The 23,563-nt window shown below is 66.7% G+C and carries 18 protein-coding genes and 2 pseudogenes; 2 read left to right on the top strand and 18 right to left on the bottom strand.

The window, feature by feature from the left end:
* Nucleotides 1-75: 75 nt before the first annotated feature.
* The 11 genes and pseudogenes from CAG41_RS24630 to CAG41_RS29310 all read right to left on the bottom strand — a co-directional run.
* Nucleotides 76-360, bottom strand: coding sequence for a DUF2934 domain-containing protein (locus tag CAG41_RS24630; RefSeq protein ID WP_085633173.1), 285 nt, complete (start codon nucleotides 358-360; stop codon nucleotides 76-78).
* A gap of 28 nt (nucleotides 361-388) precedes the next feature.
* A complete protein-coding gene (locus CAG41_RS24625) occupies nucleotides 389-3,172 on the bottom strand; it encodes a malto-oligosyltrehalose synthase (protein WP_085707572.1) in 2,784 nt (927 codons plus the stop codon).
* Nucleotides 3,169-5,247, bottom strand: a complete 2,079-nt coding sequence (gene malQ, locus CAG41_RS24620; protein ID WP_085656954.1) for a 4-alpha-glucanotransferase — start codon at nucleotides 5,245-5,247, stop codon at nucleotides 3,169-3,171. Before malQ ends, CAG41_RS24625 begins: the two co-directional genes overlap by 4 nt.
* Nucleotides 5,240-7,042, bottom strand: coding sequence for a malto-oligosyltrehalose trehalohydrolase (gene treZ / locus CAG41_RS24615; RefSeq protein WP_085639046.1), 1,803 nt, complete (start codon nucleotides 7,040-7,042; stop codon nucleotides 5,240-5,242). Before treZ ends, malQ begins: the two co-directional genes overlap by 8 nt.
* 18 nt (nucleotides 7,043-7,060) lie before the next feature.
* Nucleotides 7,061-8,647: a glycogen synthase GlgA gene (gene glgA / locus CAG41_RS24610; RefSeq protein ID WP_085586088.1), complete on the bottom strand. Its 1,587-nt coding sequence runs from the start codon at nucleotides 8,645-8,647 to the stop codon at nucleotides 7,061-7,063.
* Nucleotides 8,648-9,193: 546 nt separating this feature from the next.
* On the bottom strand, nucleotides 9,194-10,147 hold the full coding sequence (locus CAG41_RS24605) for a D-2-hydroxyacid dehydrogenase family protein (protein WP_085707571.1): 954 nt from the start codon (nucleotides 10,145-10,147) through the stop codon (nucleotides 9,194-9,196).
* Nucleotides 10,148-10,160: 13 nt separating this feature from the next.
* Nucleotides 10,161-11,201: an alpha/beta fold hydrolase gene (locus tag CAG41_RS24600; RefSeq protein WP_085586084.1), complete on the bottom strand. Its 1,041-nt coding sequence runs from the start codon at nucleotides 11,199-11,201 to the stop codon at nucleotides 10,161-10,163.
* Between the two features lie 86 nt (nucleotides 11,202-11,287).
* Nucleotides 11,288-11,722 carry a YqaA family protein gene (locus CAG41_RS24595; RefSeq protein ID WP_085586081.1) on the bottom strand — a complete coding sequence of 145 codons (435 nt, stop codon included), beginning with the start codon at nucleotides 11,720-11,722 and terminating at the stop codon, nucleotides 11,288-11,290.
* Nucleotides 11,722-12,168, bottom strand: coding sequence for a DUF411 domain-containing protein (locus CAG41_RS24590; protein ID WP_085586079.1), 447 nt, complete (start codon nucleotides 12,166-12,168; stop codon nucleotides 11,722-11,724). The genes CAG41_RS24595 and CAG41_RS24590 overlap by 1 nt, the downstream gene beginning before the upstream one ends.
* A 174-nt stretch (nucleotides 12,169-12,342) precedes the next feature.
* Nucleotides 12,343-12,870, bottom strand: a pseudogene (locus CAG41_RS29315) (methyl-accepting chemotaxis protein); the annotation flags it as partial.
* Nucleotides 12,871-13,203: 333 nt separating this feature from the next.
* Nucleotides 13,204-14,328: pseudogene (locus CAG41_RS29310) on the bottom strand (cache domain-containing protein); the annotation flags it as partial.
* 376 nt (nucleotides 14,329-14,704) lie between these two features.
* Here CAG41_RS29310 and CAG41_RS24580 point away from each other — a divergent pair.
* Complete coding sequence (locus CAG41_RS24580) at nucleotides 14,705-15,238, top strand: hypothetical protein (RefSeq protein WP_085586075.1); 534 nt, start codon at nucleotides 14,705-14,707, stop codon at nucleotides 15,236-15,238.
* 43 nt (nucleotides 15,239-15,281) lie between these two features.
* On the opposite strand, the gene CAG41_RS24575 is transcribed toward CAG41_RS24580, so the two are convergent.
* The 6 genes from CAG41_RS24575 to CAG41_RS28685 form a co-directional block, all read right to left on the bottom strand.
* Entirely contained in the window at nucleotides 15,282-16,193 is a 912-nt protein-coding gene (locus tag CAG41_RS24575) for a GNAT family N-acetyltransferase (protein WP_085586073.1), read from the bottom strand.
* On the bottom strand, nucleotides 16,193-17,482 hold the full coding sequence (locus CAG41_RS24570) for a phenylacetate--CoA ligase family protein (RefSeq protein ID WP_085707570.1): 1,290 nt from the start codon (nucleotides 17,480-17,482) through the stop codon (nucleotides 16,193-16,195). Before CAG41_RS24570 ends, CAG41_RS24575 begins: the two co-directional genes overlap by 1 nt.
* A gap of 47 nt (nucleotides 17,483-17,529) precedes the next feature.
* Complete coding sequence (locus CAG41_RS24565) at nucleotides 17,530-19,932, bottom strand: aldehyde dehydrogenase family protein (RefSeq protein WP_085707569.1); 2,403 nt, start codon at nucleotides 19,930-19,932, stop codon at nucleotides 17,530-17,532.
* A 1-nt stretch (nucleotide 19,933) separates the two neighbouring features.
* Nucleotides 19,934-21,064, bottom strand: a complete 1,131-nt coding sequence (locus CAG41_RS24560) for an acyl-protein synthase (protein ID WP_085707568.1) — start codon at nucleotides 21,062-21,064, stop codon at nucleotides 19,934-19,936.
* Between the two features lie 9 nt (nucleotides 21,065-21,073).
* Nucleotides 21,074-22,327, bottom strand: a complete 1,254-nt coding sequence (locus CAG41_RS24555; protein WP_085707567.1) for an MdfA family multidrug efflux MFS transporter — start codon at nucleotides 22,325-22,327, stop codon at nucleotides 21,074-21,076.
* A 264-nt stretch (nucleotides 22,328-22,591) separates the two neighbouring features.
* On the bottom strand, nucleotides 22,592-22,732 hold the full coding sequence (locus tag CAG41_RS28685; RefSeq protein WP_170930006.1) for a hypothetical protein: 141 nt from the start codon (nucleotides 22,730-22,732) through the stop codon (nucleotides 22,592-22,594).
* Between the two features lie 157 nt (nucleotides 22,733-22,889).
* On the opposite strand from CAG41_RS28685, the gene CAG41_RS24550 reads away from it, so the two are divergent.
* Nucleotides 22,890-23,078 carry a hypothetical protein gene (locus CAG41_RS24550; RefSeq protein WP_085586062.1) on the top strand — a complete coding sequence of 63 codons (189 nt, stop codon included), beginning with the start codon at nucleotides 22,890-22,892 and terminating at the stop codon, nucleotides 23,076-23,078.
* Between the two features lie 18 nt (nucleotides 23,079-23,096).
* Here the strand turns inward: CAG41_RS24550 and CAG41_RS24545 are convergent, their stop codons facing one another.
* Nucleotides 23,097-23,474, bottom strand: a complete 378-nt coding sequence (locus CAG41_RS24545) for a fe2+ zn2+ uptake regulation protein (protein ID WP_085633190.1) — start codon at nucleotides 23,472-23,474, stop codon at nucleotides 23,097-23,099.
* Between the last annotated feature and the right edge of the window lie 89 nt (nucleotides 23,475-23,563).

The following is a 23,563-nucleotide window of genomic DNA, read 5'->3' as shown; positions in this document are numbered from 1 at the left end:
GACATCGGCGGTGGAGGGCCGCCCGCAATCGCGGGCAAGCCCGCTCCCACAGTGATTGGGTCAGTGATCGATACGTCAGGCCACCGGCGGCTTGCGCGGGGCCCGGGGCTTTTTCGCGGTCACCTTTTCGCCCGGCGGAAGGACTTTGGCGACGCCGGCCGGTTTGACCTTGGCGGGGGCCTTGGGTTTGGTCGCGGCGGGTTTGCCGGCGGCCTTCGGCGGTTTCGTCGGCGCCAGCGCCTCGGCCTCCGCCAGCTTGCACGCCATCTCCCAGTGGCGCGCTTCCTGGCCTTCGGGTTTGCCTTCGGATTCCCAGATCTGATAGGCGAACTCGCGGATGCGTTTATCGTCGTTACTCATCGCAATGCTCCTGGACTGAACTCATGCTTTAGAAGAGTTGGATAAACAGATTGACCGGGATCTCCCCCAGTGCGGCGCTGACGTTCAGCTCCCTGTTTTTTGTGACTGCCCCGCTTGAGAAAAGTCCCTTCAGGTTTGTTTCCCCGGGGGCGAACGGCAGCATCACCCGGGTGTCGCCCCAACGCAGCGCGTCCACCTGGGGCACGGCACCGTTTTCCAGCAGGGCGGCGCAGCGGATCGGCACCACGATGATGGCCCGCTGTCCCTCATGCTCGCGGGCGAACGCGAGCACGTTGTGCGCCTGGCTGCCCAGCACCTCAAGGGCCTGATAGGAACCCCGGCGAAACAGCTCGGTGTGTTCGGCGCGCCGTTGCAGCGCCTGGGCGATCAACGCCTGCTTGAGGCGCCCGTCGCGCCACTGCGTCAACAACTGCGCAACCGGCACGTCGGCCTGCAACGCCTGCTCCCGCGCCGGGTAGTCCACCGGCCGGCGGTTGTCCGGATCCACCAGGCTGAAGTCCCAGAACTCGTTGCCCTGATACAGGTCCGGCACCCCCGGCACGGTCATGCGCAGCAAGGTTTGCGCCAGCCCGTTCAGGGCGCCGGCGGCGGCGATGCCGTTGACCGACTTGGCCAGCGCGGTCCGCAGCAGTTCGCCTTCGGGGGCCAGCAGCAGTTGTTCGGCGAAGGTGTGCGCGGCGTGTTCGTAGGGCTCGTTCGGCGAACTCCAGCTGCTTTGCAGCTTGGCTTCGCGCAGGGCCTTGCGTTGCCACTGGACGATGCGCCCGGCGTACTCGGCCATGGACGCGTGATCGTCGAGGTCCAGCTGCAACGGCCAACTGCCGACCAGCGCCTGGTAAAGGATCAGTTCGTCGCCGGACGACGGCACCTGGTCACCGCTGCGCAGGGGGCGGGCCAGGGCGCGCCACAGCTCGACCTGTTCGGCGTACCACGGGCCGCGCTCGCTGATCGCCGCCAGGCGCGCGCGGGTGTCTTCGCCGCGTTTGTGGTCGTGGGTGGCGGTGGTCAGCAGGTTGTCGGGAAAGCTCGCCAGACGCTGTCGGTTCGCCTCGTGGAAGTCGCTGACCGGGGCGCTGAAGCGTTCGGTGTCGTAACCCACGTCGTTGCGCGACAGCAGCACCGCCGAGCGGTACAGCGCGGTGTCTTCCACGGCTTTGGCGGCGGTGGGGGAGGTCAGTTGCTGAAAGCGCACGCAGGCATGGCGCAGGATCTTGCGCGGGCGGCCCCGGGGCCTGCTGCGCCAAGGGTCGCCGCCGAGCCAGCGGGCCAGGCACTCGAGCACCGGCCAATCGCTTTCGCCCAGGCTTTGGCGTGCGCCTTCCAGGGCTTGCCCGAAGAACACCTCGTCGCGGGCCGGACGCCCCAGCGGGCCGATGTAGGTGCGGTACACCGGGAAGTGCACGATCAGCGCCTGCAACGCCCGGCGGATCGAGCCCAGGGTGAGGTCGCGGGTCATCAGGTCGTCCCGCGCCACTTGCAGCAGGGCTTGGGCGACGCTCTCGCAGTCGCTGGCCAGCGAACCGTTGAGGATCTGCTGCCGCGCCAGTTGCGCTTCTTCGGCGAACGCGGCGGGCCGCTCCGTGCGACGCTGCCAGAGTTCGCCGAGCACGTGCTCGCCGGCCGGGTCATGCTGCAGCAGCGATAGCTGGTTCATGAACTCGTAGCCGGTGGTGCCGTCCACCGCCCAGTCGGCGGGCAGCGTTTCGCCGGGGCCGAGGATCTTCTCGACATAGATCGGCAAGCGGCGCCCCGGCGTCAGCCGGTCCAGCCTTCTGCGCAGCTTGCGGCAGTAGCTGCGCGGGTCGGCCAGGCCGTCGATGTGATCGATGCGCAAACCGTCGACCAGGCCTTCGGCGATCAGGCGAAAGATCGTGCCGTGGGTGGCCTCGAACACCGCAGGCCGCTCGACCCGCAGGCCGCCCAGCTCGTTGACATCGAAGAAGCGCCGCCAGTTGATGTCATCGGCGGCGGTGCGCCAGCTGGCCAGCCGGTAGCTCTGGCGCTCCAGCAGGCGGTGCAGGCGGGCGAAGCCTTCTTCGGTCTTCGAGTCGTACAGCGTCAGGTTGCGTTCGATGGCCTGCAGGATCGGCCCGTCGTTCGCCAGTTCCGCCAGTTCTTGCTTGAGCGGGATCGACAGCGAGCGGGCGTCGCTCTGGTAACTGAGCGCCTCGAAACGGTCGGCCAGCGCCTTGAGCCGAGACCGGCGCTCCTCGTCCAGCGATTCGTCGGGCTTGAGCAGTTCGCCGTAGTCGCTGGGGCAGACCGGGAAGCGGTGTTCGTAGTGTTCGACGTGGAAGGCGCCGGCATCGAAGGCCAACGGCAGGGTGGCTTCCTGCAACGCGACGCCGTAGTCGCTGCCCAGGAACGGCAGCAGCAACTGGCCTTCCATCAACGGGTCGGGGGAGTGCCACTGGATGTCGAAGAACTCGCCGTAGGGGCTCAGGCGTCCCCATTCCAGCAGGTCGAGCCACCATGGGTTGTCGCCGCCGCCCACGGCCATGTGGTTGGAGACCACGTCCAGGATCAGGCCCATGCCGTGCTCGCGCAGGGCCGCCACCAACTGGCGCAGCGCCGCTTCGCCGCCGAGCTCCGGGTTGACCCGGGTCGGGTCGACCACGTCGTAGCCGTGCAGGGAGCCGGCCCGTGCGGCGAGCAGCGGCGAGGCGTACACATGGCTGATGCCCAGCCGGGCAAAATACGGCACCAGCGGGATCGCCTGCGCGAGGGTGAACCCCTTGTGGAACTGCAGCCGCACCGTGGCGCGCAGCGGCCGGGCCGGCGGCGCGCTCATCGGTCACGCTCGGCGGCCTGCAGGCGAGCGCAGGCGAGCAGTTCCAGGCGCCGTGCGGCGTCCGCGCCGTCGAGCAACGCTTCGCCGAGGCCCGGCAAGCGCCTCGACCAGTTGGGGTGGGTGTCGAGGGTGCCGGGCAGGTTGGCTTGCTCGTCCAGGCCCAATGCATCTTCCAGCGGCAACAGCACCAGCGGCGCCCGGGTATGGCCGAGGAAACGCACGCTGGCGTCCACCACCTGATCGGCCTCGTGGGATTCCTCGCGAAAGTTCTGCGGATCCTGGCTCAGGGCGGCGCGCAGGCCTTCGCGCTCCCGCTCGCGGTAGCGGCGCCAGTCGATTTCGCCGTTGGCGTCGATCAGCCCCAGGCGCGCGTTCCAGTCGATGTCGCGGCCGTGCCACCAGCCGTTGAGCGTCGGCAGGTCGTGGGTGCTGGTGGTGGCCAGCGCGTTGTCGGGCCAGTCGAGGATCGGCTTGAAACGGGTGTTGTCCTGTTCGAACAGCAGCACGCGCATGCCGAGCATGCCCCGGGCGCTGAGCTTTTCCCGCAGCCCGTCGGGCACGGTGCCCAGGTCCTCGCCCAGCACGATGGCCTGATGGCGGTGGGACTCAAGCGTCAGCAGGCGCAGCAGGTCGTCCACCGGGTAGTACAGGTAGGCGCCGTCCGCCGGGGCCGAGCCGTTGGGGATCACCCACAGGCGTTGCAGGCCCATGACATGGTCGATGCGCAGGCCGCCGGCGTGGGCGAAGTTGGCGCGGAGCATGTCGATGAAGGCGCGGAAGCCGTTGCGCACCAGGCCCTCGGGGGAGAATGCGGAGATGCCCCAGCCTTGGCCGCTGCGGTTGAGGATGTCCGGCGGCGCGCCGACCGTCAGCGAGGCGAGCAATTCGTCCTGGAAGCTCCAGGCCTGGCTGCCCGCGCCGTCGGCGCCCACCGCCAGGTCGGCGATCAGGCCGATGCCCATGCCGGCGCTGCGGGCGGCGGTCTGCGCGCGCTCCAGGCCGCGGTGGATCAGCCACTGGCAAAAGGCGAAGTAGCCGATGCGGTCGGCCTGCGCCTCGGCGAACGCCTTCAGCGCCGCGCCTTGCGGGTCATGCCACTGGGGCGGCCATTGGCGCCAGTCGAGGCTTTCGCCGTTGGCGGCGCGCATGGCCTGGATCGCCTCGAACCGGCAGTGGTTCTCCAGCGCTTCGCCGCCGGCATGGCGGAAACTGGCGAAGTCCGGATGCAGCGGGTGCTGGCCGGCGATGAACCCGTCGTACAGGGCCTGCAGCAGCGTTTGCTTGGCGTCGGCGGCGGCCGGCCAGTCGATCAGCGTGAGGTCTTCCAGGTGCCTGAAGCGGTCGCTCAGGCCGCTGCTGTCGATCGCATCGCGCAGGGCCCGCTCGCCCAGGATCATTCCCGGCGCGGCGTACAGGGCATTGAGGAACAGGCGGCTGGACGGCGAATAGGGGCTGTAGCGCCCGGTGTCGGCACTGAACATCGCGTGCAGCGGGCTGATCGCCAAGGCATCGGCGCCGCGTTCGCCGGCCACCCGGGCCAGTTCCTCCAGGGCCTGGGTGTCGCCGAAGCCTCCGTCGCCGGGGCGGCGCAGGCCGTACAGTTGCACGCTCAGCCCCCAGGCGCGGGGAACCGGTTGGTCCACCGCGTCGGCGACGGTGTAGCAGCGCGGCGGCGCCACGGCCAGGGTGAAGCGCTGGCCGGCGATGTGCACGTTTTGGTAGCCCACCGGAACCAGGCCCGGCAGCCGGGCCTGGTCGTCCAGCCTCAGGGACAGGCGTGCGCCGTCTTCAAGGTGGATTTCGCAAGGTGTGTCGGCCTCGAAGTAGCGGGCCAGGTCCAATGGCGTATCGACATCGACGGTCAACAGGGGCGGCAGGCGGCGTTCCTGCTGGCGTTGCTGCAGCTCCAGCAGGCTGGCGTCGATCTCCTGGGCGGTGCCGGCCGGATGGCCGAGTTCGGTGAGCACCGCGCGCAACACCGCCGGGGCGACCTTCTGCGGGCGGCCGTTGGCGTCGATCCAGTCCACGGCGAGGCCTGCCCGGCTGGCGAGGATTTCCAGTTGCGCATCACTCATGCACGCTCTCCGTCAAAGGGGGCAAAGGGGTGGCGGCCGTGAGGCTGACCAGCGCGCAGTGCGCAGGCAGCAGGCCCGGTTCGGGCCACTCGTCGGCGGTTGCCGGGAACAACCGCCGGGCGTCAGGGCGTGGAGGGTTGACCTGCGGCGAGTCGCTCAGGTTCAGGTCGATTCGCAGTTCGCTGCCGTCGCCCAGCCGCCAGCGTGCGCTGACGGCGCCATGGCCGAGTACTTGAGTGCCCAGGGCCTGGGTGCCGGGTAGGTGCGGGATGATGTGCCGGTGACGCAGCTGCAGCAGCTGCCGGTACAGCGCCAGGGTGGCGTGTTGCCGGGGCGTGGCGGTGCCTGCCGGCCGTGGTTGCGAAGCGAGGAAGGTGCGTTCGGCGTTGGGGTCGGGAATCCGCTCCCGTGCGTGCGGGTCGGCGAACGCGCTGAAGGCGGCGAATTCGTTGCGCCGGCCTTCGCGCACAAGTTTCGCCAGTTCGCCGTGATGGCTGGTGAAGAACAGGAACGGCTGTTCGGCGGCGTATTCGTCGCCCATGAACGTCAACGGAATCATCGGCGACAGCAGGAGCAGCACCGTGGCGGCTTGCAGCGCCTTGGGCGCGGCCAATTGATGCAGGCGCTCGCCGAGGGCGCGGTTGCCGATCTGGTCGTGGTTCTGCAGGAACAGCACGAAGGCCGTCGAAGGCAGGTGTTCGCTGGGCTCGCCCCGTGGCGTGCCGTGGCGGGAGATGTCGCCCTGGAACACGAAGCCCTGGCTCAGGCACCGGGCCAACTGTTCGGTCGGGTGTTCGGCGAAGTCGGCGTAGTAGGCGTCGGTCTCGCCGGTCAGGAGTACGTGAAGGGCGTTGTGGCCGTCGTCGTTCCACTGGGCGTCGTAGGCTTCTTCGAGCAGGCTGGCCTGATTTTGTTCGTTTTCCAGGGTCAGCCAGACGTGGCGGGCCGGATCCACCTGCCGGCGCACGCGATGGGCCAGTTCCTGGAGGAAGTCCGGATCCTCGATGGCGTGCACCGCGTCCAGGCGCAGCCCGTCGAAGCGGTACTCAAGCAGCCACATCAGCGCGTTTTCGATGAAGAAGTCCCGCACTTCGCGGCGGCGGAAGTCGATGGCCGCGCCCCAGGGCGTGTGCTTGTCCTCACGGAAAAAGCCCTTGGCGTAGCGGTGCAGGTAATTGCCGTCGGGGCCGAAATGGTTGTAGACCACGTCGAGGATCACCGCCAGGCCATGTCCGTGGGCACTGTCGATCAGGTGCTTGAGCTGTTCCGGCGTGCCGTAGGACGCCTGCGGGGCATAGGGCAGGACGCCGTCGTAGCCCCAGTTGCGCTCACCGGGAAACTGCGCGACCGGCATCAGCTCGATGGCGGTGAAGCCGAGCCCCGCGAGACGTTGCAGGTGCTGCTCGACCTCGGCGAAACCGCCCATGGCGCCGACGTGCAGTTCGTGGATCACCGCTTCGTTCCAGGGCCGGCCGTGCCAGGTGGTGTGCCGCCAGGCATAGGCATGGGGGTCGACCACCACGCTGGGCCGCGTAAGACCACCGTCCTGCGCCCTGGAGGCCGGATCCGGCACCTCCAGTTCGCCGTCGATGCTGAAGCGGTAGCGGCTGCCGGCCGGACACGGGGTCTTGATCACGAACCAGCCGTCGGCCTGGGGCAGCATCGGCAGCGAGCGGCCGCCGTCCAGTTCGACGCTGACGTAGAACGCATCCGGCGCCCACAGGGCGAACTGCGTGTGCCCGGTCTCCAGCAGGGTTGCGCCGTGGGGCCAGGTTTCAAGGGACCGTGACGGCATCGCTGACAACCTCCCTGGTTATTTGTGGCTCGCTTTGCCCAGCGCCTTGGCCACCAATTGCTCGTAGAGTTCGGCGTAGGGCTCGACGGCCTTGCACCAGTTGAACGGCGCGGCCATCGCCCGGCAGCGCATGGCGTTGAGCAGGCCGGGGTAGGCGAACACCTTGAAGGCGCGGCTCAACGCTTCGCGGTAACTGTCGGCCGTGGATTCGTTGAACAGGAAACCCGTGACGCCGTTCTCGATGGTATCGGCCAGGCCGCCGGTGTTGCGCGCCACCGGCAGCGAGCCGAAACGCTGGGCGTACATCTGGCTCAATCCGCAGGGCTCGTAACGCGAGGGCATCAGCAGGAAATCGCTGCCGGCGAACATCCGCCGGGCGTCGGTCTCGTTGAAGCCGATGCGCACGCCGATCCGCCCCGGAAAGCGCAACGCCAGTTCACGCATGGCCTGTTCCTCTTCCGGTTCGCCGCGGCCGATGATCGCGATCTGGCCGCCGTTGCGTACGATGTACTCCGACACCGCCTCGGTCAGGTCCAGGCCTTTCTGGTAGACCAGCCGCGAGACCACGGCGAACAGCGGGCCGTCGCAATCGTCCAGGCCGAACAGCTCGCGCACATGGGCGGCGTTGGTCGCCTTGCCGTCCCAGTCGCCGATGGCGAACGGCGCGAACAGGTGCGGGTCGGTCGCCGCGTCCCAGCTCTCGTCGATGCCGTTGGGGATGCCGCTGAGCAGGCCTTGCTGGGTCTTGGCGGCGAGGAAACCGTCCAGGCCGCAGCCGAAGTCCGGCGTGGTGATCTCCTGCGCATAAGTGGCGCTGACCGTGGTGATGTGGCTCGAATAAGCCATGCCGGCCTTGAGGAACGACATCTTGCCGTAGAACTCCATGCCTTCCTGTTGCAGGGCATGGGCGGGGATGCCCAGTTCCGGGCAGGAGCCCAGGCTGGTGACGCCCTGGTAGGCCAGGTTGTGGATGGTGAACAGGGTCGGGGTGCGCTGCCCGCGCCAGTGCATGTAGGCGGGGGCCAGGCCGGCGGGCCAGTCATGGGCGTGCACCAGGTCCGGGCACCAGTGGATCTGCGCCAGGTTGGCGGCGATGTCGGCGGCGGCGAGGCCCAGGCGGGCGAAGCGGATATGGTTGTCCGGCCAGTCGCGGCCGTTGTTGGCGCCGTAGGGCGAACCCTCGCGGGCATAGAGTTCGGGGCAGATCAGCACATAGATGACCAAGCCGTCGGGCATGTCCATGCGCCCGATCTTGCACGGCGGCAACGCCGCGTGGCCGCCCAGTTCGCCGACGACGTGGATCGGGTTTTCGCTGTTCATCACTTGCGGGTAGCCGGGGATCAGCACGCGGACATCGTGCAGGTGGGCCATGGCCCGGGGCAGGGCGGCGGAGACGTCGCCCAGGCCGCCGGTCTTGACCAGGTCGGCGATCTCCGAGGTGACGAACAGCACTTTCTTGCGGTTGGGGTTCTGGCCGGTCGCGGGCGTCAGCGGACGGGCCACCGGGGCGTTGATCGACCGGCTGCCGGAAACGGTCATGGCGTTCGCGTCGCCGAGGGACGAATGGGCACGCTCTCCCTGAATATCCAATGCCGCTCTGATCATTTGAATCTCCCGTGTCTTTGAACTGATTCTTGTCTGGAACAAGCGATGTCCATGGCCGGATCCTGTGGCCGGGCGCAAACGCGCCATGCATCGGAGAGCACACGCTACCCAACACGCGCAAGCAGAATGGGTGAAGAGGCCATTGCAAGAGTCGAACCAGCCGCCTTGGCCCTGTCTTTCTGATGACCTGTCGCGATCAGCAAAAGTTTCTATTGTTTTTCTACTTTGTGACCGGTCGGTCTTGTGCCGCGAAAATCAGTCTAGGCCAGATCCTAGAGCGGGCCATGACAAACGCATGAATTGTTTGACAATCCGTTTCCGGGCCTTGGAAACCGTGGGCTGCGGGGCGAGACGCACCGACGAAGTGCAGGTTTTGCGGCGGGCTTGGCCCCAAGTTGGTGACCGGTCAGTCACGATTCCGGGCGCGGGGAAGGGGCAGGTGCACTATTGCGGTGCGGTGGGCGGGGAGACAGTCAGGCATCATCGCGGGCAGGTTCGTGGCTACAGCATTCGACTGTAGACGCGTGCCTGCCCGCGAGGGCGGCGTCAGTTGAGCAAGCGCAGCGGTTCACCGGTGGCCCAGGCCTGAATGTCTTCGATCATCTGCGAAAAGAACAGGCTGTAGTTCTGCCGGCTGACATAACCGACATGAGGTGTGGCCAGCACGTTGTCCAGCGTGCGCAACGGATGCAGCGCCGGCAGCGGCTCCTGGTCGAACACGTCCAGCGCGGCCCCGGCGATCTGGCGCTTCTGCAAGGCCTTGATCAGCGCCGCTTCGTCGACGATCGGGCCCCGCGCCGTGTTGACCAGCAACGCCGTCGGCTTCATCCAGCCCAATGCCTGGGCATCCACCAGGCCGCGGCTGCGCTCGCCGAGCACCAGGTGCACCGACAGCACATCGGCCTGTTCGAACAGTGCCTGCTTGCCGACCAGGGTGACGCCGGCCTGCGCCGCGCGTTCGGCCGTGAGGTTCTCGCTCCAGGCGATCACGCGCATGCCGAACACTTGACCGAACTGCGCCACCCGCTGACCGATGGCGCCAAGGCCCAGGATGCCCAGGGTCTTGCCGTGCAGGTCGCCGCCCAGGCCTTGCTGCCACTGGCCGGCGCGCAGGGCGTTGGCTTCGTTGACCAGGTTGCGGGTGGCGGCCATGACCAGCGCCCAGGTCAGTTCCGGTGCGGCGTGCTTGTAGCTGTCGGTGCCGCAGACCTTGATCCCCAGCCGGGCGGCGGCCGGCATGTCCAGCGCGGCGTTGCGCATGCCGCCGGTGACCAGCAGCTTGAGGTTCGGCAGGCGCCCGAGCAGGTCTTCGTCGAAGCGGGTGCGTTCGCGCATCACGCAGATCACGTCGAAACGGGCCAGGCGGGTGGCCAGGGTGGCGTTGTCCGCCGGGTAGTCGTGAAGGAACGTCACCTCGCCCAGCGGGTCCAGCACCGACCAGTCGACCACGTCGCGGGCCACGTCCTGCCAGTCATCGAGCACTGCAATCTGTACCGCCATCAGCCTTACCTCTTCAACGAACGGGAGGGGGGTTGTCCAGCCAGCCCAGCAGCGCCTGGTGGAACTGCGCGGGCTCTTCCATCTGCGGCGCATGGCCAAGGCCCGGGAACTCCACCAGCGTGGACTGCGGGATCAGCCGGGCGACCTGTTTGCCGAGCTCGTCGTAACGGCCGATCCGGGCTTTCACCGGCGGCGGAGCGATGTCCTTGCCGATGGCCGTGGTGTCCGACGTGCCGATCAGCAGCAGGGTCGGCATCTTCAGGTCCTTGAACTCGTAGTAGACGGGCTGGGTGAAGATCATGTCGTAGATCAGCGCCGAGTTCCAGGCGACCTGAGTCTTGCCCGGGCCGTTGCTCAAGCCCGCGAGCATGTCCACCCAACGGTCGAACTCAGGCTTCCAGCGGCCGCCGTAATAGGTGCTGCGCTCGTAGTCGCGGATGCCTTGGGCGGTGACCTTCAGTTCGCGCTGATACCACTGGTCCACGGTGCGGTAAGGGACGCCGAGGGCTTTCCAGTCTTCCAGGCCGATGGGGTTGACCAGCGCCAGCCGTTCGACCTGGTCGGGGTAAAGCAAGGCGTAGCGGGTGGCCAGCATGCCGCCTGTGGAATGGCCCAGCAGCGTGGCTTTCTGCACGCCCAGCGCCTTGAGCAATTGCTGGGTGTTGGCCGCCAGTTGCTGGAACGTGAACTGGTACTGCGCGGGTTTGCTGGAGGTGCAGAAGCCGATCTGGTCCGGGGCGATCACCCGGTAGCCGGCGTCGCTCAGGGCTTTGATCGAGCCGTCCCAGGTGGCGCCGCAAAAGTTCTTGCCGTGCATCAGCACCACGGTGCGCCCGTTGGCCTTGCCGTGGGCGGCGACATCCATGTAGCCCATCTGCAGGGATTGGCCTTGGGACTGGAAGGCGAAGTGCTTGAGCGCGTAGGGGTATTCGAAACCTTGCAGTTCGGGGCCGTACTGCGGGGCTTCGGCCAGTGCGGTCAATGGCAGGGCAGTCAACGGCAGGGCGGTGCTCAGGAACAGGCCGGGCAACCAGCGGCGGAGCGGGACGGGCATGGGACGGACTCCGGTGGAAATCGGCCGATGCTGGAACGGCCGGATTAGGGCGACGTTAAACACAGGCAATACCCGCACGGGAACGTTCAACCGGCCCAGCCCAGGGTCAGCAGGGCCAGCACCCCGTAGCGGGCGCCCTTGGCGAACGTGACGATGAGCAGGAAACGAGCGAGCGGTTCGCGCATGGCGCCCGCCACCAGCGTCAGCGGATCGCCGATCACCGGCAGCCAACTGAACAGCAGCGACCAGCGACCGAAGCGCCGGTAGTGGGTACGGGCGCGGTCCATGTGCCGTGGGCTGACCGGAAACCAGCGCCGGTCCTGATACCGCTCAAGCCCCCGTCCCAGCCACCAGTTCACCAGCGAGCCGAGGACGTTGCCCACCGTCGCCACCGCCAGCAGGCCCCAGAGCCAGTAGCGGTCGCTGGCCAGCAGGCCCACCAGCGCCGCTTCCGATTGCAGGGGCAGCAAGGTCGCCGCCCCGAACGCGGCCAGGAACAGCCCGACGTACGCCGTGGCCATCAGTGGGCCGGGTAGTCCGCCACCACCACATCAGTGCCGTCCTTTTTCAGGCCGATGACCTGATAGGCGTCGCTCATGCCGTCCATCTCCATGCCCGGCGAGCCCATCGGCATGCCCGGTGCGGCCACGCCGAGCAGGTCGTCGCGCTGGCTCAGGGCCCGCACCTGTTCGGCGGGCACGTGGCCTTCGACGAACTTGCCGTTGAGGATCGCCGTGTGGCAGGACGCCAGGCGCGGCGGTACGCCGTGCTGTTGCTTGAAGGCGCTCATGTCGGACTCGACATGATCCTCGACCTTGAAGCCGTTGGCCTCCAGGTGGCTGACCCACTTCTTGCAGCAGCCGCAGTTGGCGTCGCGGTGGACTTCGATCGGGATGAGGTCGGCGGCCTGGGCCAGGGAAGAGAAGAGCAGGACGCCCAAGGCGGTCAGACGCAGGAGGTTTGGCATGGCAGGTTCTCGACTCGGGTGACGGCCAGAAAAGGAACGCATTCTGACCGGTTTTTCCGGCTCGGCATCAACGGAGTGTTTCCAATTAATACGAAGCGGGCTGACAGCATGATCCTAGATCAAGGCTGTCAGCCCGCTGAGCGCCAGATGACAAATCCGTCAGCCGCGCAAGGTTCACCGCACCTTGAACCGCCCCATGATCGCGCTCACCCGGCCGTTCGCCTCCGCCAGCTGGCGGGTGTTGAGTTCGCTGGCCTGGCCGCTCTGCACCAGTTCGTCGACCATCTGCCGGATCTGCACCATGCTGCGGTTGATCTCTTCGGTCACGGCGCTTTGCTGTTCGGCGGCGGTGGCGATCTGGGCGCTGAGGCTGTTGATGTGGCCGACGGAGCCGGCCATCTCGTCCAGCCCGGCGTTGACCCGGGCGGTGGCGTCGGCGGCCGACTGGCAGCTGGCCTGGGTGTTTTCCATGGCGCTGACCGACGAACTCACGCCCTGGGTCAGGCGGGTCAGCATTTCGTTGATTTCCGAGGTGCTGGCCTGGGTGCGGGCGGCGAGGGCACGGACTTCATCGGCCACCACGGCAAAGCCGCGGCCCTGCTCGCCGGCGCGGGCCGCTTCGATGGCGGCGTTGAGGGCCAGCAGGTTGGTCTGGCCGGCGATGGCGCCGATCACCCCGAGGATCTCGGTGATGCGCTGGGCGTCCTGTTGCATGCTTTCGACCTTGTGGGTGGCACTGGCCACTTCGTCGATCAGCGCCACCACGCTGCCGGAGGCTTCGCCGACGACGACCCGCGAGCGGTCGGCGTTCTCGTTGGCGCGGCGGGTGAACGCGGCGGTCTCGGCGGCGTTCTGCGCGACGCTTTCGGCGGTGGAGCTCATTTCATTGATGGCCGTGACGGTCTGGTCGGTTTCCGAGGCGTGGCGCAACAGGATCTGGCTGGTGTGCGCGGAGGTGCGTTGCAGGTTGTCCAGGCTCGAGGCCATGGCGCCGGTGGCCTGGGTCACTTCGCCGATCATGTTCTGCAGATAGGCGATGAACGCATTGACCGAATGGCCGATGGCCCCCAGTTCGTCCTCGGCGCGGATGGTGATGCGCCGGGTCAGGTCGGCGTCGCCGCTGGACAGGGAATCGATGTTGGCCTTGAGGGCCTTCATGCGCTGAATCAGTTGGCGGATGGCATAGACCTGCCACAGCACCAGCAGGATCACCAACGGAATCTGCAAGAGGCTCAGGGTGCCGAGCACGTCGTCGCGCTGGGCGGTGATGGTGCTTGTCGGCAGGGCGGTGGCCAGGAACCACGGGGTGCCTTCGATCGGGCGCATGAAGAAGGTGCTGGCTTCGCCGTTGTCGTCGAACTCGCTGCGCTGGGTCCGGTCGCGCTGCTGCAGGCCGGCCTTGACCTGGCTGGCGAAGGGTGAATTCAGCTCGCTGATGTTCTTGAGCACGATCGGGCCGCTGATGCGCGAGCTGTTGCTGATGATCTTGCCGTCGGCCTCGACGATCAGCATTTGCGCGTTGAGGTCCTTTTCCTTGCGCGCCACCAGGTCGTTGAAGAAGCCCAGCGTCACGTCGATGGTCGACACGCCCCAGGCCGCGCCGTTCTTCTGGATGGCCATGGCGCAGTTGGTGCGCGGCTCGGCGCTGGCGTCGTCCTTGTAGGCGGCGGCCCAGGCGCACTGGCCGCGCGGGGTCTGCATGCCGCCCTTGTACCAGCTCTGGTCGTAGTAGTTGGGGGCCGCGTCGCTGTTCCAGAAGGTGTTCACAGCCAGTTTGCCCGAGGCGTCGCGGTGCCAGAACGTGCTGAATTTGTTGCGTCCGGCCTCACGCTGGCCCGGCAGCGGCCAAATACCGCCGCCGAACACCTTGAGTTCGCCGTACTGATCCACCAGGCCCGGCAGCACCGTGTCGATGGCCGCGCTGTCGAGCAGGGGGACGGTCTGGGTGATGCTGCGTTGCTGGGCCTGGACCTTGTTCAGTTCGCCCTGGATCTGTTCGGCGACTTCGGCGATCCGGTTGAGCGCCACTTGCTCCTCGGTCTGGCGCAGCTTGGGCGCGACCAACTGACTGATGCCGACCACGGTCAACACAGAGAGCAAGAGGATGAACAGAACCAGAAACAACGTGTAGCGAGCCTGAATGGTGCGGAATGCGGGCATGAAGACCAGTCCTTGAGCGGCGATTCTTATTGTGGGCAGCGAAAAAAACACGCAGGTGTCCTTAGCTATCGTCGGCGTTTCGCGAAGCTTTAGGTACTTTCGTGCCAGAACGGCAGTGGGCGACAAACGGGCGTATCCGAACTGTTACAGAGAAACTAACCGAACCGTACGTTAGAGCAAAATAACTACTTCCGCCGTTCGCTTATGCCGCTCTGGGTCAATGGATTCGGGGTGTCCGTCATTTGTGTCAAGAATGTACAAGAATTGTAAAAAAGGACAGAAAACGGTTGGTGCTATCACTTTGCCGGCCGATACTCGCGTCCAATCAAGTCGTTCACCAAGGACTTTCCATGTTCATCCCGCAAGGAGCCCAATCATGACCGTCGGCTATACCGGCGCCTGGCAAAGCAAGGCAGGCTTGTTGGTCAGAGACACCCGTTCATCGAGCAAGCCCGTCTCCCAAAGCGTCAAGGTCAAGCAGATGCTCGCCCTGGTGGGCAACGACCCCACCGCGCTCAACACGGCGGAGATGGACAGGCAGCGCCTGCACAAGAACATCAAGGGGTTCGATCCGGAAAACGTTTCGCCCAAGCAACTGGGCACCCTGAGCACGTTCCTGCGCAGCCGCGGGCTGATCTCCGACATCACCGCGATGACCTTGCTCAACGCCGGCGACAAGTTCGACCGCTTCGGCGTCCAGAAGGATCCGGATGCCAAGTTCAACGCACTGGAGTATTTTGCCACCCAACTGGACACCATCCAGAACAACAACCTCAAGGGCAACAAGTACGCCAACGGGTTGATTCCGGAATACAAGAAAGCCATTTACGTGCTGCAGAACCTGAAGACGTACGGACAGGGCGGCGAACGCGCCCTTCCGAGCGACAAGGGCGTCAACGCCAAGGCGTGACGAACGACAAAGGCCCGCCCCCTCAAGGCGGGCCTTTTTTGCGTCAAGGCCGGGCGCTCCGCTGCAGGTCGTCCTGCAGACCCTGCATGTAAGGGCAGTGCAATGTCAGCGCGCATTGCCGCACGCCCCGGTGGAACAGCGCCAGCCAGCCGTTGCTCCCGTCATCCGGCGTCACGCCGCAAAACACGAACCCGGCCTGCGACAGGGTCTGCAGATCCGAGGCGAAGTCCTGCCCCAACCTGAGCCTGAGGGAAATCCGCCAGCGTTCCGGGAGGCCGATCAACTGCCGGGCCAACTCCGCGTCGAGCGCCTCAAACACCCCATCGTAGCGGTCGCCGCGCAAGCGCAGGCGTGCCGCGGGTCCGACCCAGGGCTCCGCTCGGTGATCCGTGCCGAAGACATCGCACAGGTGCTGCATGAGGCGCCGAGAACTGTGTGGCCAACGTTGTGCAGGCAGAGGCCGCCGATGGCCGGCGAGGGGCCGGTAACCGATGACGACGGACTCCGGTTCCGGATCGCCGACGGGCGAGGGCGCGTAGTCCGCAAACAGGGCGGTGCCGTGAAAACCCAGCGTCTCGGCCATGCGCTGGGTGTAGGGGTGCCGGGTCACTTGCTTGATCGTCACGCCCCGGTAGCCCATGGCCTCGGCTTGGGTCAACAGCTCCCGGCCCAGCCGTGTCGCGATGCTTCGGCCGCGGGCATCGGGGTGCACCACGCTCAGCGCCAGTTCGGCGGTGCGCCCGCCCTCGTCGCGGATCAGCGCCGCATGCCCCACCACCCGGTCAGCGCTCACCGCCAGCAGGGAGTGCCAGCGGCCATCCGTTTGGTTCTGGGTGATCATGCGGGGCAGATACACCTGGGGTTGAACGTAATGGTGTGCGTAGACCTCGCGGAACAACTGAGTCACGGCGGCCGCATCGTCGCTGCGGTAGCGCCGCAGAGTGACCGGCTCCATCACGGCTGCTCCTGGGGCTGATTTTGGTAGGGGCGCAGATCCACCACCCGCCGGCATTTGCCCGAGCGCGGATGGCGCAGCAACTGCTGCACCGTGCAGCGGCCGATGCGCAGCTCCAGCAAACCGTCGGCGATCAACCGTTCGATCTGCGGGTTCTGTGCGGTCAGCGCATCGTGCAGCGATTGTCCGGCGGTCCCGACATCCGGCTTTGAAGTGTCCGGCACCCAGTTCAGGCTGACGAAGTCCCGGCCTTCGCATTGCTCGATGAGCAGCTGCCAATCGTCACTGGCGGTGATGCGCCGCACGCACTCGCCGATGGCGTGCGGCTCTAGGCTCAGGATGCCGACCCGCACCCGCTGGCTGTCGCTGCTGCGGCCCGTCAGCGCGAATTTGCGCTGCGGCGTTCCGGGCGGCTCCCGCCAGCAGGCGCGGTCGCCGACCGGATAGCGGATCAACGGCATCAGGCGGCGGGTGAGGTTAGTGACCACCAGCCGGCCGGGGCGGTTGCAGGCTTCGATCGCTTCGCCCGTTTCCTCATCGAGGATCTCCAGCAGGCTGTGGCCGTCCGGCGTGCGGTGTTCATCCATCGCGCAATCGGGGTGGCGGGTGCCGATGAGCCCGGCATCGACGCTGGCGTAACCGATGGACGCCACGCGAGCCCGGGGAAAGGCCCGTTCGAGCAATCGCCGCTGGCCGGCGAATACGCTTTCGCCGCCGTAGAGCAAGGCCGTGACGCCCTCAAGCGTCTGGCCCCGGCCGGCGAGCCAGGCGGCGAACGTCAGCAGTTGCGCGGGCACGCCAGCCAATACGTTGATCCGATTGCGCACGACCGCCTCGGCCAGGGGCGCCGGATCCACGCTGCCGGTGAAGGGGTACTCGGTGATGGCGGTTCCGACGTGCGCGAGGGCATCGTGGACGAAAATGAAACTGGCATACAGATCGCCGACAAAGAACAGGTTGGCCACCCGGTCGCCGTGGTTCAGTTGCAGGGCCAGGCTGCGGCCGAAGTCCCGGGTCAGCATGTGCCATTCGTCACGGCTGAACACCGACAGCTTGCCGTCGCCGGTGGTGCCGCCGGTCTTGAACACCAGGGCGCCGTCTGCCTCACCCGTCAGCACCGGCCAGCGGTCAAGGTGTTGAGCGTCTTTCCAGTATTCGCCGGGATCGACGACCGGCAGTTGAGACAGTGAACCGAAGTCCCGGGGGGCGTCTGCATGAAGCAGTCGGTAGTAGCGCGAATGCCGACGGGCGAACGTCACCAGCCCGTTCAGCGTTGAAGTGCTCAGCATAATGTTCTCGACAGTGGATTCAGGGGGAGTGAGCGCTGCGCCAGCCATCAGCGGCGCGAGTCGATCAGCAATGGCGTCTTGCCGCTGTGCCGGTTGCGGGTGAACCGCTCGGCGGGGCACCTTTCGATCTCCAGCGTCAGCAATCCGGTGTCGATCAAGGTCGCCAGGATCGGGTAGCCCAGCAGTCGTTGGCGGGCATCCTCGACCGGCCGTTCGCTGCGGATCCGCAGGCGTTCGAGGCCGTCGGGGGCATGGTCGAGCAGCACCTGAAACGCCGTCTGCAGGTGCTGCGCAAGCTCGGCGAGGGAGATGAAGTCGGTGCCGATGCGAATGAGCTTGCCGTGGCGATCCAGCAGCTCGAAGCGCGGCGAAACCAGACCGCAGGCACAACGGCCTGGCACCCAGCGTCCGCTGTCGCCGATGTCATAGCGTTGCACGTCCTGGCTCTGAGCCCCGATCGAGGTGAACAGCAGGCGCCCGGGCTCCTGACCGTCCACCGGCCGGTCGGCATCGAACGCGACGATCTCCAACTGTTGGGTCTCGCTCATCAGATGAAAGATGCCATCGCCCGTGGCGTGGCAGGCGTGCCCCAAGGGGCCTGCGTCGACGCTGCCGTAAATGGCCGAGCGGATCAGCGAGACCCCGCAGCTGCGCATCAGCGCTCGGCTTGGCTCGCTCAGGTGCTCGCCGCCGGTGAACACCTTTTCCAGGCCGCCGTAGGCCCGCAGGCGTTCCTGTCCGTCGAGAAACAGGCGGTGCAGGGTGCTGGGCATGCCGACCAGCACCGTCACCCGCAGGCGAATGATCAAGTCCACGATTTCGCGGTAATCGTCATCGGCCGGGGCGCCCATGGGCAGGTGGGTGACGTCGAGCAGTTCCAGGGCCTTGGCGAAACTGAAGAATCCGCCGTACAGCCCGCCGCTGAAGAACAGGTTCATCACCCGGTCGCGGGCCGGTTCCAGGCCCGCCGCAAACAAACCGTCGGCGGTGGCGCGCATGTGCCGGCGGAAGTCGCGGTGGCTGAAACCCGCGAGCGCCGGGGCGCCGCTGCTGCCGCCGGAGCGAAAGTACAGCTGCGCCGCCGGGTCGACCGGTCGCTGGGTGAAGGCGTCCTTGGACAGGATCGGCCGCTCGCCGGGCGGCGGCGCGGCGGGCCCCTCATCCAGCGTGGTGCGGCTGCCCGACAGGGCCGCGGTCAGGCTGACCGACACTCGTCGGCTCAGGCGCTGCAAGGCGTAGACGCCATCGTGGGGTTCGCCGGGGTAGCCGTCATGGATGGACGGGGCCGGCGCAAGGCGGGTGACGCCGGCGGTGAGCAGCCGGCGCGACAGGTCGGCCACGTCCTGTTCGGCGCACTGCAGCGCGCAGCTTTGCAGCCTGTTGCGCCACGGCAGCAGGGTTTCAGTCAGCTGCGCACGGGGCACCGGGCAGAGGTGCACGGTGCGAAACAGCGGCGACGGTGTCAGCGGCTGGTCGTGGCTCCAGATCACCCGCCAATGCCGGCCGTCCCAGACGTGGCCGGTCTCTGCGGCGAAATGCCGGCCCAGCCGGGCCATCGCCGTCACGGTGGTGATTTCCGACGCCTCCTCAAGGGTCGGCTCAAGGATCGGCCAGTGCTGCGAGCGGCGTTCGAACGCCTGGGCCAGCGCCGCGCCGATCCGCTGCAGCAGCGCCGGATCGTCGCTGTCCACCAGCAGCCATTGCGGGCTGGAGCAGGCCTGTTGGTCGAGACGGCAGACTTCGTCGACCACCGCCTCCAATGCTGCCGGCGAGGCGCTGTCCGGGGTCAGGTACGCGAAGCTGATGCGGTGGCCCCAGTCGATCCAGCGGCAGCCGGGCGGCAACTGTCGGCTGATCGCCTGCAACGCCGCTTCGCCGCCCCAGGCCGAGACGCCGTCGGCCCATTGGCACAGCTCGCGGGTTTGCGCGGTGGTGGCCGGCAGTACCGCCACATGGCCGGCGAGCAGGCCGTCGGGGGCGCAGTGCACCAGCGCGTGCAGCAGTTGTGCGGTCAGTCCCGTGTCGCTGGCGCTGGGGCGCAACCAGTTGACGTTGCCGGCCAGCAGGCTTTCGACCACGGCGCAGAAGGCCAGCAGCGGCGCATTGCCGGGGGTGATGTGAACCACCAGGCCCAGCGGGCTCCAGCGTTCAAAGCGCGATTGCCGGTAGTCGGTGCGGCGCAAGGAGTCCGGTTGCTCGCCGAGCTCGCGCTCGACTTTTTCGCGCAGCGCCGACGGCTGGCAGAAGTCGATCAGCGCCTGGCGTTGCTCGGCTTCCAGGATCGGCAGGGCAGAGACGTCCCGCAGACGTTCGGCAAGGGCGGCGGCTGCGGCGATCACGGTCGTTGATCGCACTGCGGTTGCCAGGCGTTGCGGCAGTTCGGTGCGCAGGTATTCGAGTGCGTCGCTGAGGGTGCAGTCGTCGCGCAGGTGTCCGTTGATCAGGTACATGTCAGTGGGTCTCCAACAGTTCGGCGGCGGCCATGGCGCAATTTCTGCCTGGGCTGGTGCCGGCGCGTCCGTGCAGTTCGAACCAGTCGCCGGTCAGGCCGCAGCCGCAGTCAGCGCCGGAGTGCAGGGTGGCGAGGTCGCTCATGACCACGGCATGGGCCGGGCTTGAGGTGATGTAGGGGGAAACGAAGCCCAGCAGGCCCGGACGGCCGTAGGGCTGGACGCGCAAGTCCGCCGGATCGCGCACGAACGCCTTGGCGTACACCGGTACATGAAAGCGGTGCCGGGCGCATTCGATGTAGGGCACCGCGTGCTCGACCGCGCCGTAGCCGTCGCGGCAGCGGGCCGGCGTGATGCCCAACTGTTGCTGAATGCGTCGGTAGAACTGCTGTTTGGGGATCTCTTCGCTGGCACGGGCCTTCCAGCCGCCGCCGAAGAACGCCAACGAGTCCGGCGGCAGCTGCAGGTCAGGCAGGCCCTGGGCGCTCATGTGCTGCAACGCTTGCCAGAGAAACGCGGGAAAGCCCAGGATGCGCACCGGCAGGCCTTCCTCGGCGAACGACTGCAGCGCCTGGACGACGCCGAACAGATCGAAGCGATGGCCGTCGGCGGTCGGGCGCAAGGCGTAGGCCACCCGGTGGGCCGGGGCGAACCGGCACAGGAACTGATCGGTGTAGGAGGTGCCCAGGCTGATGCGGCCCTGGGGCTCGTAACTGAGCAGCAGGTAATTGCAGGGCGCGTGCGGCGTGTCCCACCCGTAATGGCTGAAGATCCGGCCGACCATGAACTGCGCGGCCTCCAGGCTGCGCCGGTCATAGCGCATGCGGCTTTTCTGGCCGCGGGTGCCGGACGAGGTGAGTTCCAGGGCGTCTTCGCCGGTCGGGCTGAGCAGCATGCGGCGCTTGAAGAAGTTGGCGAACACCGGCGGCAGCCGCGACCAGTCATCGAGGCTGTCCAGATCCGCGACGGTCAGGCCGTTGGCCTGGAGCCAGGATTCATAGCCGGGCGTGTGCCGGGCATGGAACCGCGAGACTTCGGCCATGGCCCGGTCGAACAGGCCCGGCGGTACGGATTGCGGGCAATAGGGCTGCGTCAACGCGCAGAGCGCATCGCTGTGGGGGAAATGGAACACGGATTGTCCTTATTGTGGTGCCGCAGAAGTTCGGCCGTTTGGCTGGCCGCGAAGGAAACGGTGGAGCAGGGGCAGGCTGAGCAAGCCGCCCAGCGCGGCCCAGAGGGCAAAGGAGGCCAGCCGGGTGCCGCCGCCGACGGCGACGATGAGGGCGCCGCCGGCCCCCATGACGCCAATGGACAGCATACCGGCGGCGGCGGACACCAGGCCTTTGCTGTCATCGCTGGAGAACAGCGCCAGGCGATACAGGGCGGCGTTGCTCATGCCCACGCCGAGGGCGTAGACCGAAAGCCCGCCGATCAGCCAGACCACCGAGGGCGAGGTCGCGGCTGCGCCGGCCAGGATGAGGAGTCCAAGGCAGAAGGGCCAGAGCGAAAGGCGGATCACGGCGGTCAGGTCGCGGCTCGCCAGCAAGCGGTCGAGGATCAGGTTGCCGGCGATGACTGCGCAAAACACCGGTATCTGCCACAGCGCGTACGCTCGGGTGGACAGGCCTGAAACCTCTACCAAAAGCAGCGGCGCCAGCCCGATCCAGGCCATCAGCGGCAAGCTCATCAGGCCCAAGGCGAGGCAAGCGCCCAGGAACCTGCGGTTGCGCAGCAAGGTCAGGTAACGGCGGCCGATCCGGCGCCAGCAGAACGGGGATGAAGCCTGTGGCGTGCGGCCGTGCCGCAGGCTGGCGACCGTTTCCGGCATGCACAGGTAGAGCCCGATCCATGCGACGGCGCCGATGATGCCCAACCCCAGAAACAGGTCGCGCCAACCGATCCATTCCAGCAAAAGACTGCCGAGCAGCGGGCCCAACAGGGGAGACAGCAAGGCGACGTTGCCCAGCAGCGCCATGAGGCGCACGGCGTCGGCCTCCCGGAACGCTTCCTGCAACGCCGGATAGCTGACGGCCACGACAAAGCCCAACCCGATGCCTTGCACAAAGCGCAAGGCATTGAAGGCTTCAATGCTTTGGGTGGCCCATGCCGCCGCGCAGGCCGCACTGAACAGCGCACAGCCGGCCAGCAGGGCGGGGCGTCGGCCGAACCGATCCGACAAGGGGCCGATCAGCCATTGCAGGCAGGCGCCGCCGATCAGGTAGAGATGAAAGGCATACGGAACATGGCGCGTATCGGCTTGCAGCTCGCGGGTGACGGCTGACATCGCGGGCATGACCACGTCGCTGGCCAGGTAGGTCAGGCTTTCGAACAGGGTGATGGCCAGGCAAAAGCCGAACAGCTGTACGGGCCGAAGGGGGATGAGGGTTCTTTGCATGCGCGTCCATGGCGGTCAATCGATGAGGAGCGCAAAGAATAGGGGGCGGGGGCGGGAGGCTGCCACGCCGCAGGTGTGACCCGATGTTTGGCCGATTTGCAACGTGTTGCCAAAGAGGCCTTTCCTGCGCTGGCCGGTTTCTTTTCCGGTGCGTTTCAGGCCGGGGGCCCCACGAAAAATGCCCACATCCTCGTGGGCATTCCTTCAGGTGTTCATCAATTGGTTACAGTTGAATGGAGCGCGACAGGCTCCTGGGCGACGGGCTTATCGATGGTAGTAATAGCCGGGGCCTTGCGGAGCGTAGTAACGGTGACCGCCATGCCAGCCGTCGTGGGGAAAGATGATGCAGCCGCTGAGGGTCAGCAGTGCAAGAACCGGAATCAGCCAGGTGATTCGACGCAGCATTTCGAAAGTCCTCATGGTTAACGCCGCCTGCGAGCCAAAACTCGTCATCGGCTGTAACATGAGACCCCGCCCGCTGCCGCGCATCCCCGCAATACGGTAAGCGCATGGCATGCAAGCCGATACAAACCGGATACATTCCAAGATTCAGGAACCCGCAATGACCCAGTCGCAACGCTTGAAATATTCGATTCTGATCGCCCTGGCCGTTCTGGCGATCATGCTCGGCCTGTCCTGGCTGCAGAACGCCGGCATGATCGGCGAGAAAACGTTCCAGTACATCGCCATCGGTGTGGCGGTGGTCGTGGTGGTGATCAATGGCGTGATGCGCCGCAAGGTCAAGCCCTGACGGCGATCGCAGGCGGCCTCACTCGGCGTTGAGCACGGCGCAGGCCTGAGGGTGCAGGCTGTAGCTCTTGTCGGCGTTGTAGATGACCACGCCTTCGGTGCACAGGCGTTTGAGCACTTCGCGCACGCTGAGGAAGGACAAGGGAATGTCCAGGTCCAGCAACTGGCTGTGCACGCCGCGCACACCCAGGCGGCGGTCGTTCTCGGCGGCGACCAGCAGGGCGTCGATGACTTTCAGGCGAATCAGGCTGGTGCGCAGGCCGAAGCTTTTGAGCAGCAGGCGGATGCGCTCGTTGCCGTGGCGCTCGGGGCGTTGACCGAAATTGCTCGCGAGGGGGCCCATCGAAGCGCCTTGCGACGCCAGGCTACCGTCCGTTGGTAGTGGTGGGTTGTACATGGGATTACTCCTTTCTCAGAGCCTGATCAGGAAAATGTGGCTGCTCTCTCTGTAACAAGACGAATCAGCACGCCAAATCATGAAGGTCA

The organism is Pseudomonas sp. B35(2017) (assembly GCF_002113645.1).
Taxonomy (GTDB): Bacteria; Pseudomonadota; Gammaproteobacteria; order Pseudomonadales; family Pseudomonadaceae; genus Aquipseudomonas; species Aquipseudomonas ekonensis.
Note: the sequence above shows the minus strand (reverse complement) of the source record. Positions and strands in the feature narration are given on the sequence as shown.

Coding starts and splice junctions, on each gene's coding strand:
- CAG41_RS24630 (WP_085633173.1), bottom strand. CDS start 360: ATGAGTAACGACGATAAACGCATCCGCGAGTTCGCCTATCAGATCTGG.
- CAG41_RS24625 (WP_085707572.1), bottom strand. CDS start 3,172: ATGAGCGCGCCGCCGGCCCGGCCGCTGCGCGCCACGGTGCGGCTGCAG.
- malQ (WP_085656954.1), bottom strand. CDS start 5,247: ATGAGTGATGCGCAACTGGAAATCCTCGCCAGCCGGGCAGGCCTCGCC.
- treZ (WP_085639046.1), bottom strand. CDS start 7,042: ATGCCGTCACGGTCCCTTGAAACCTGGCCCCACGGCGCAACCCTGCTG.
- glgA (WP_085586088.1), bottom strand. CDS start 8,647: ATGATCAGAGCGGCATTGGATATTCAGGGAGAGCGTGCCCATTCGTCC.
- CAG41_RS24605 (WP_085707571.1), bottom strand. CDS start 10,147: ATGGCGGTACAGATTGCAGTGCTCGATGACTGGCAGGACGTGGCCCGC.
- CAG41_RS24600 (WP_085586084.1), bottom strand. CDS start 11,201: ATGCCCGTCCCGCTCCGCCGCTGGTTGCCCGGCCTGTTCCTGAGCACC.
- CAG41_RS24595 (WP_085586081.1), bottom strand. CDS start 11,722: ATGGCCACGGCGTACGTCGGGCTGTTCCTGGCCGCGTTCGGGGCGGCG.
- CAG41_RS24590 (WP_085586079.1), bottom strand. CDS start 12,168: ATGCCAAACCTCCTGCGTCTGACCGCCTTGGGCGTCCTGCTCTTCTCT.
- CAG41_RS24580 (WP_085586075.1), top strand. CDS start 14,705: ATGACCGTCGGCTATACCGGCGCCTGGCAAAGCAAGGCAGGCTTGTTG.
- CAG41_RS24575 (WP_085586073.1), bottom strand. CDS start 16,193: ATGGAGCCGGTCACTCTGCGGCGCTACCGCAGCGACGATGCGGCCGCC.
- CAG41_RS24570 (WP_085707570.1), bottom strand. CDS start 17,482: ATGCTGAGCACTTCAACGCTGAACGGGCTGGTGACGTTCGCCCGTCGG.
- CAG41_RS24565 (WP_085707569.1), bottom strand. CDS start 19,932: ATGTACCTGATCAACGGACACCTGCGCGACGACTGCACCCTCAGCGAC.
- CAG41_RS24555 (WP_085707567.1), bottom strand. CDS start 22,327: ATGCAAAGAACCCTCATCCCCCTTCGGCCCGTACAGCTGTTCGGCTTT.
- CAG41_RS28685 (WP_170930006.1), bottom strand. CDS start 22,732: ATGCTGCGTCGAATCACCTGGCTGATTCCGGTTCTTGCACTGCTGACC.
- CAG41_RS24550 (WP_085586062.1), top strand. CDS start 22,890: ATGACCCAGTCGCAACGCTTGAAATATTCGATTCTGATCGCCCTGGCC.
- CAG41_RS24545 (WP_085633190.1), bottom strand. CDS start 23,474: ATGTACAACCCACCACTACCAACGGACGGTAGCCTGGCGTCGCAAGGC.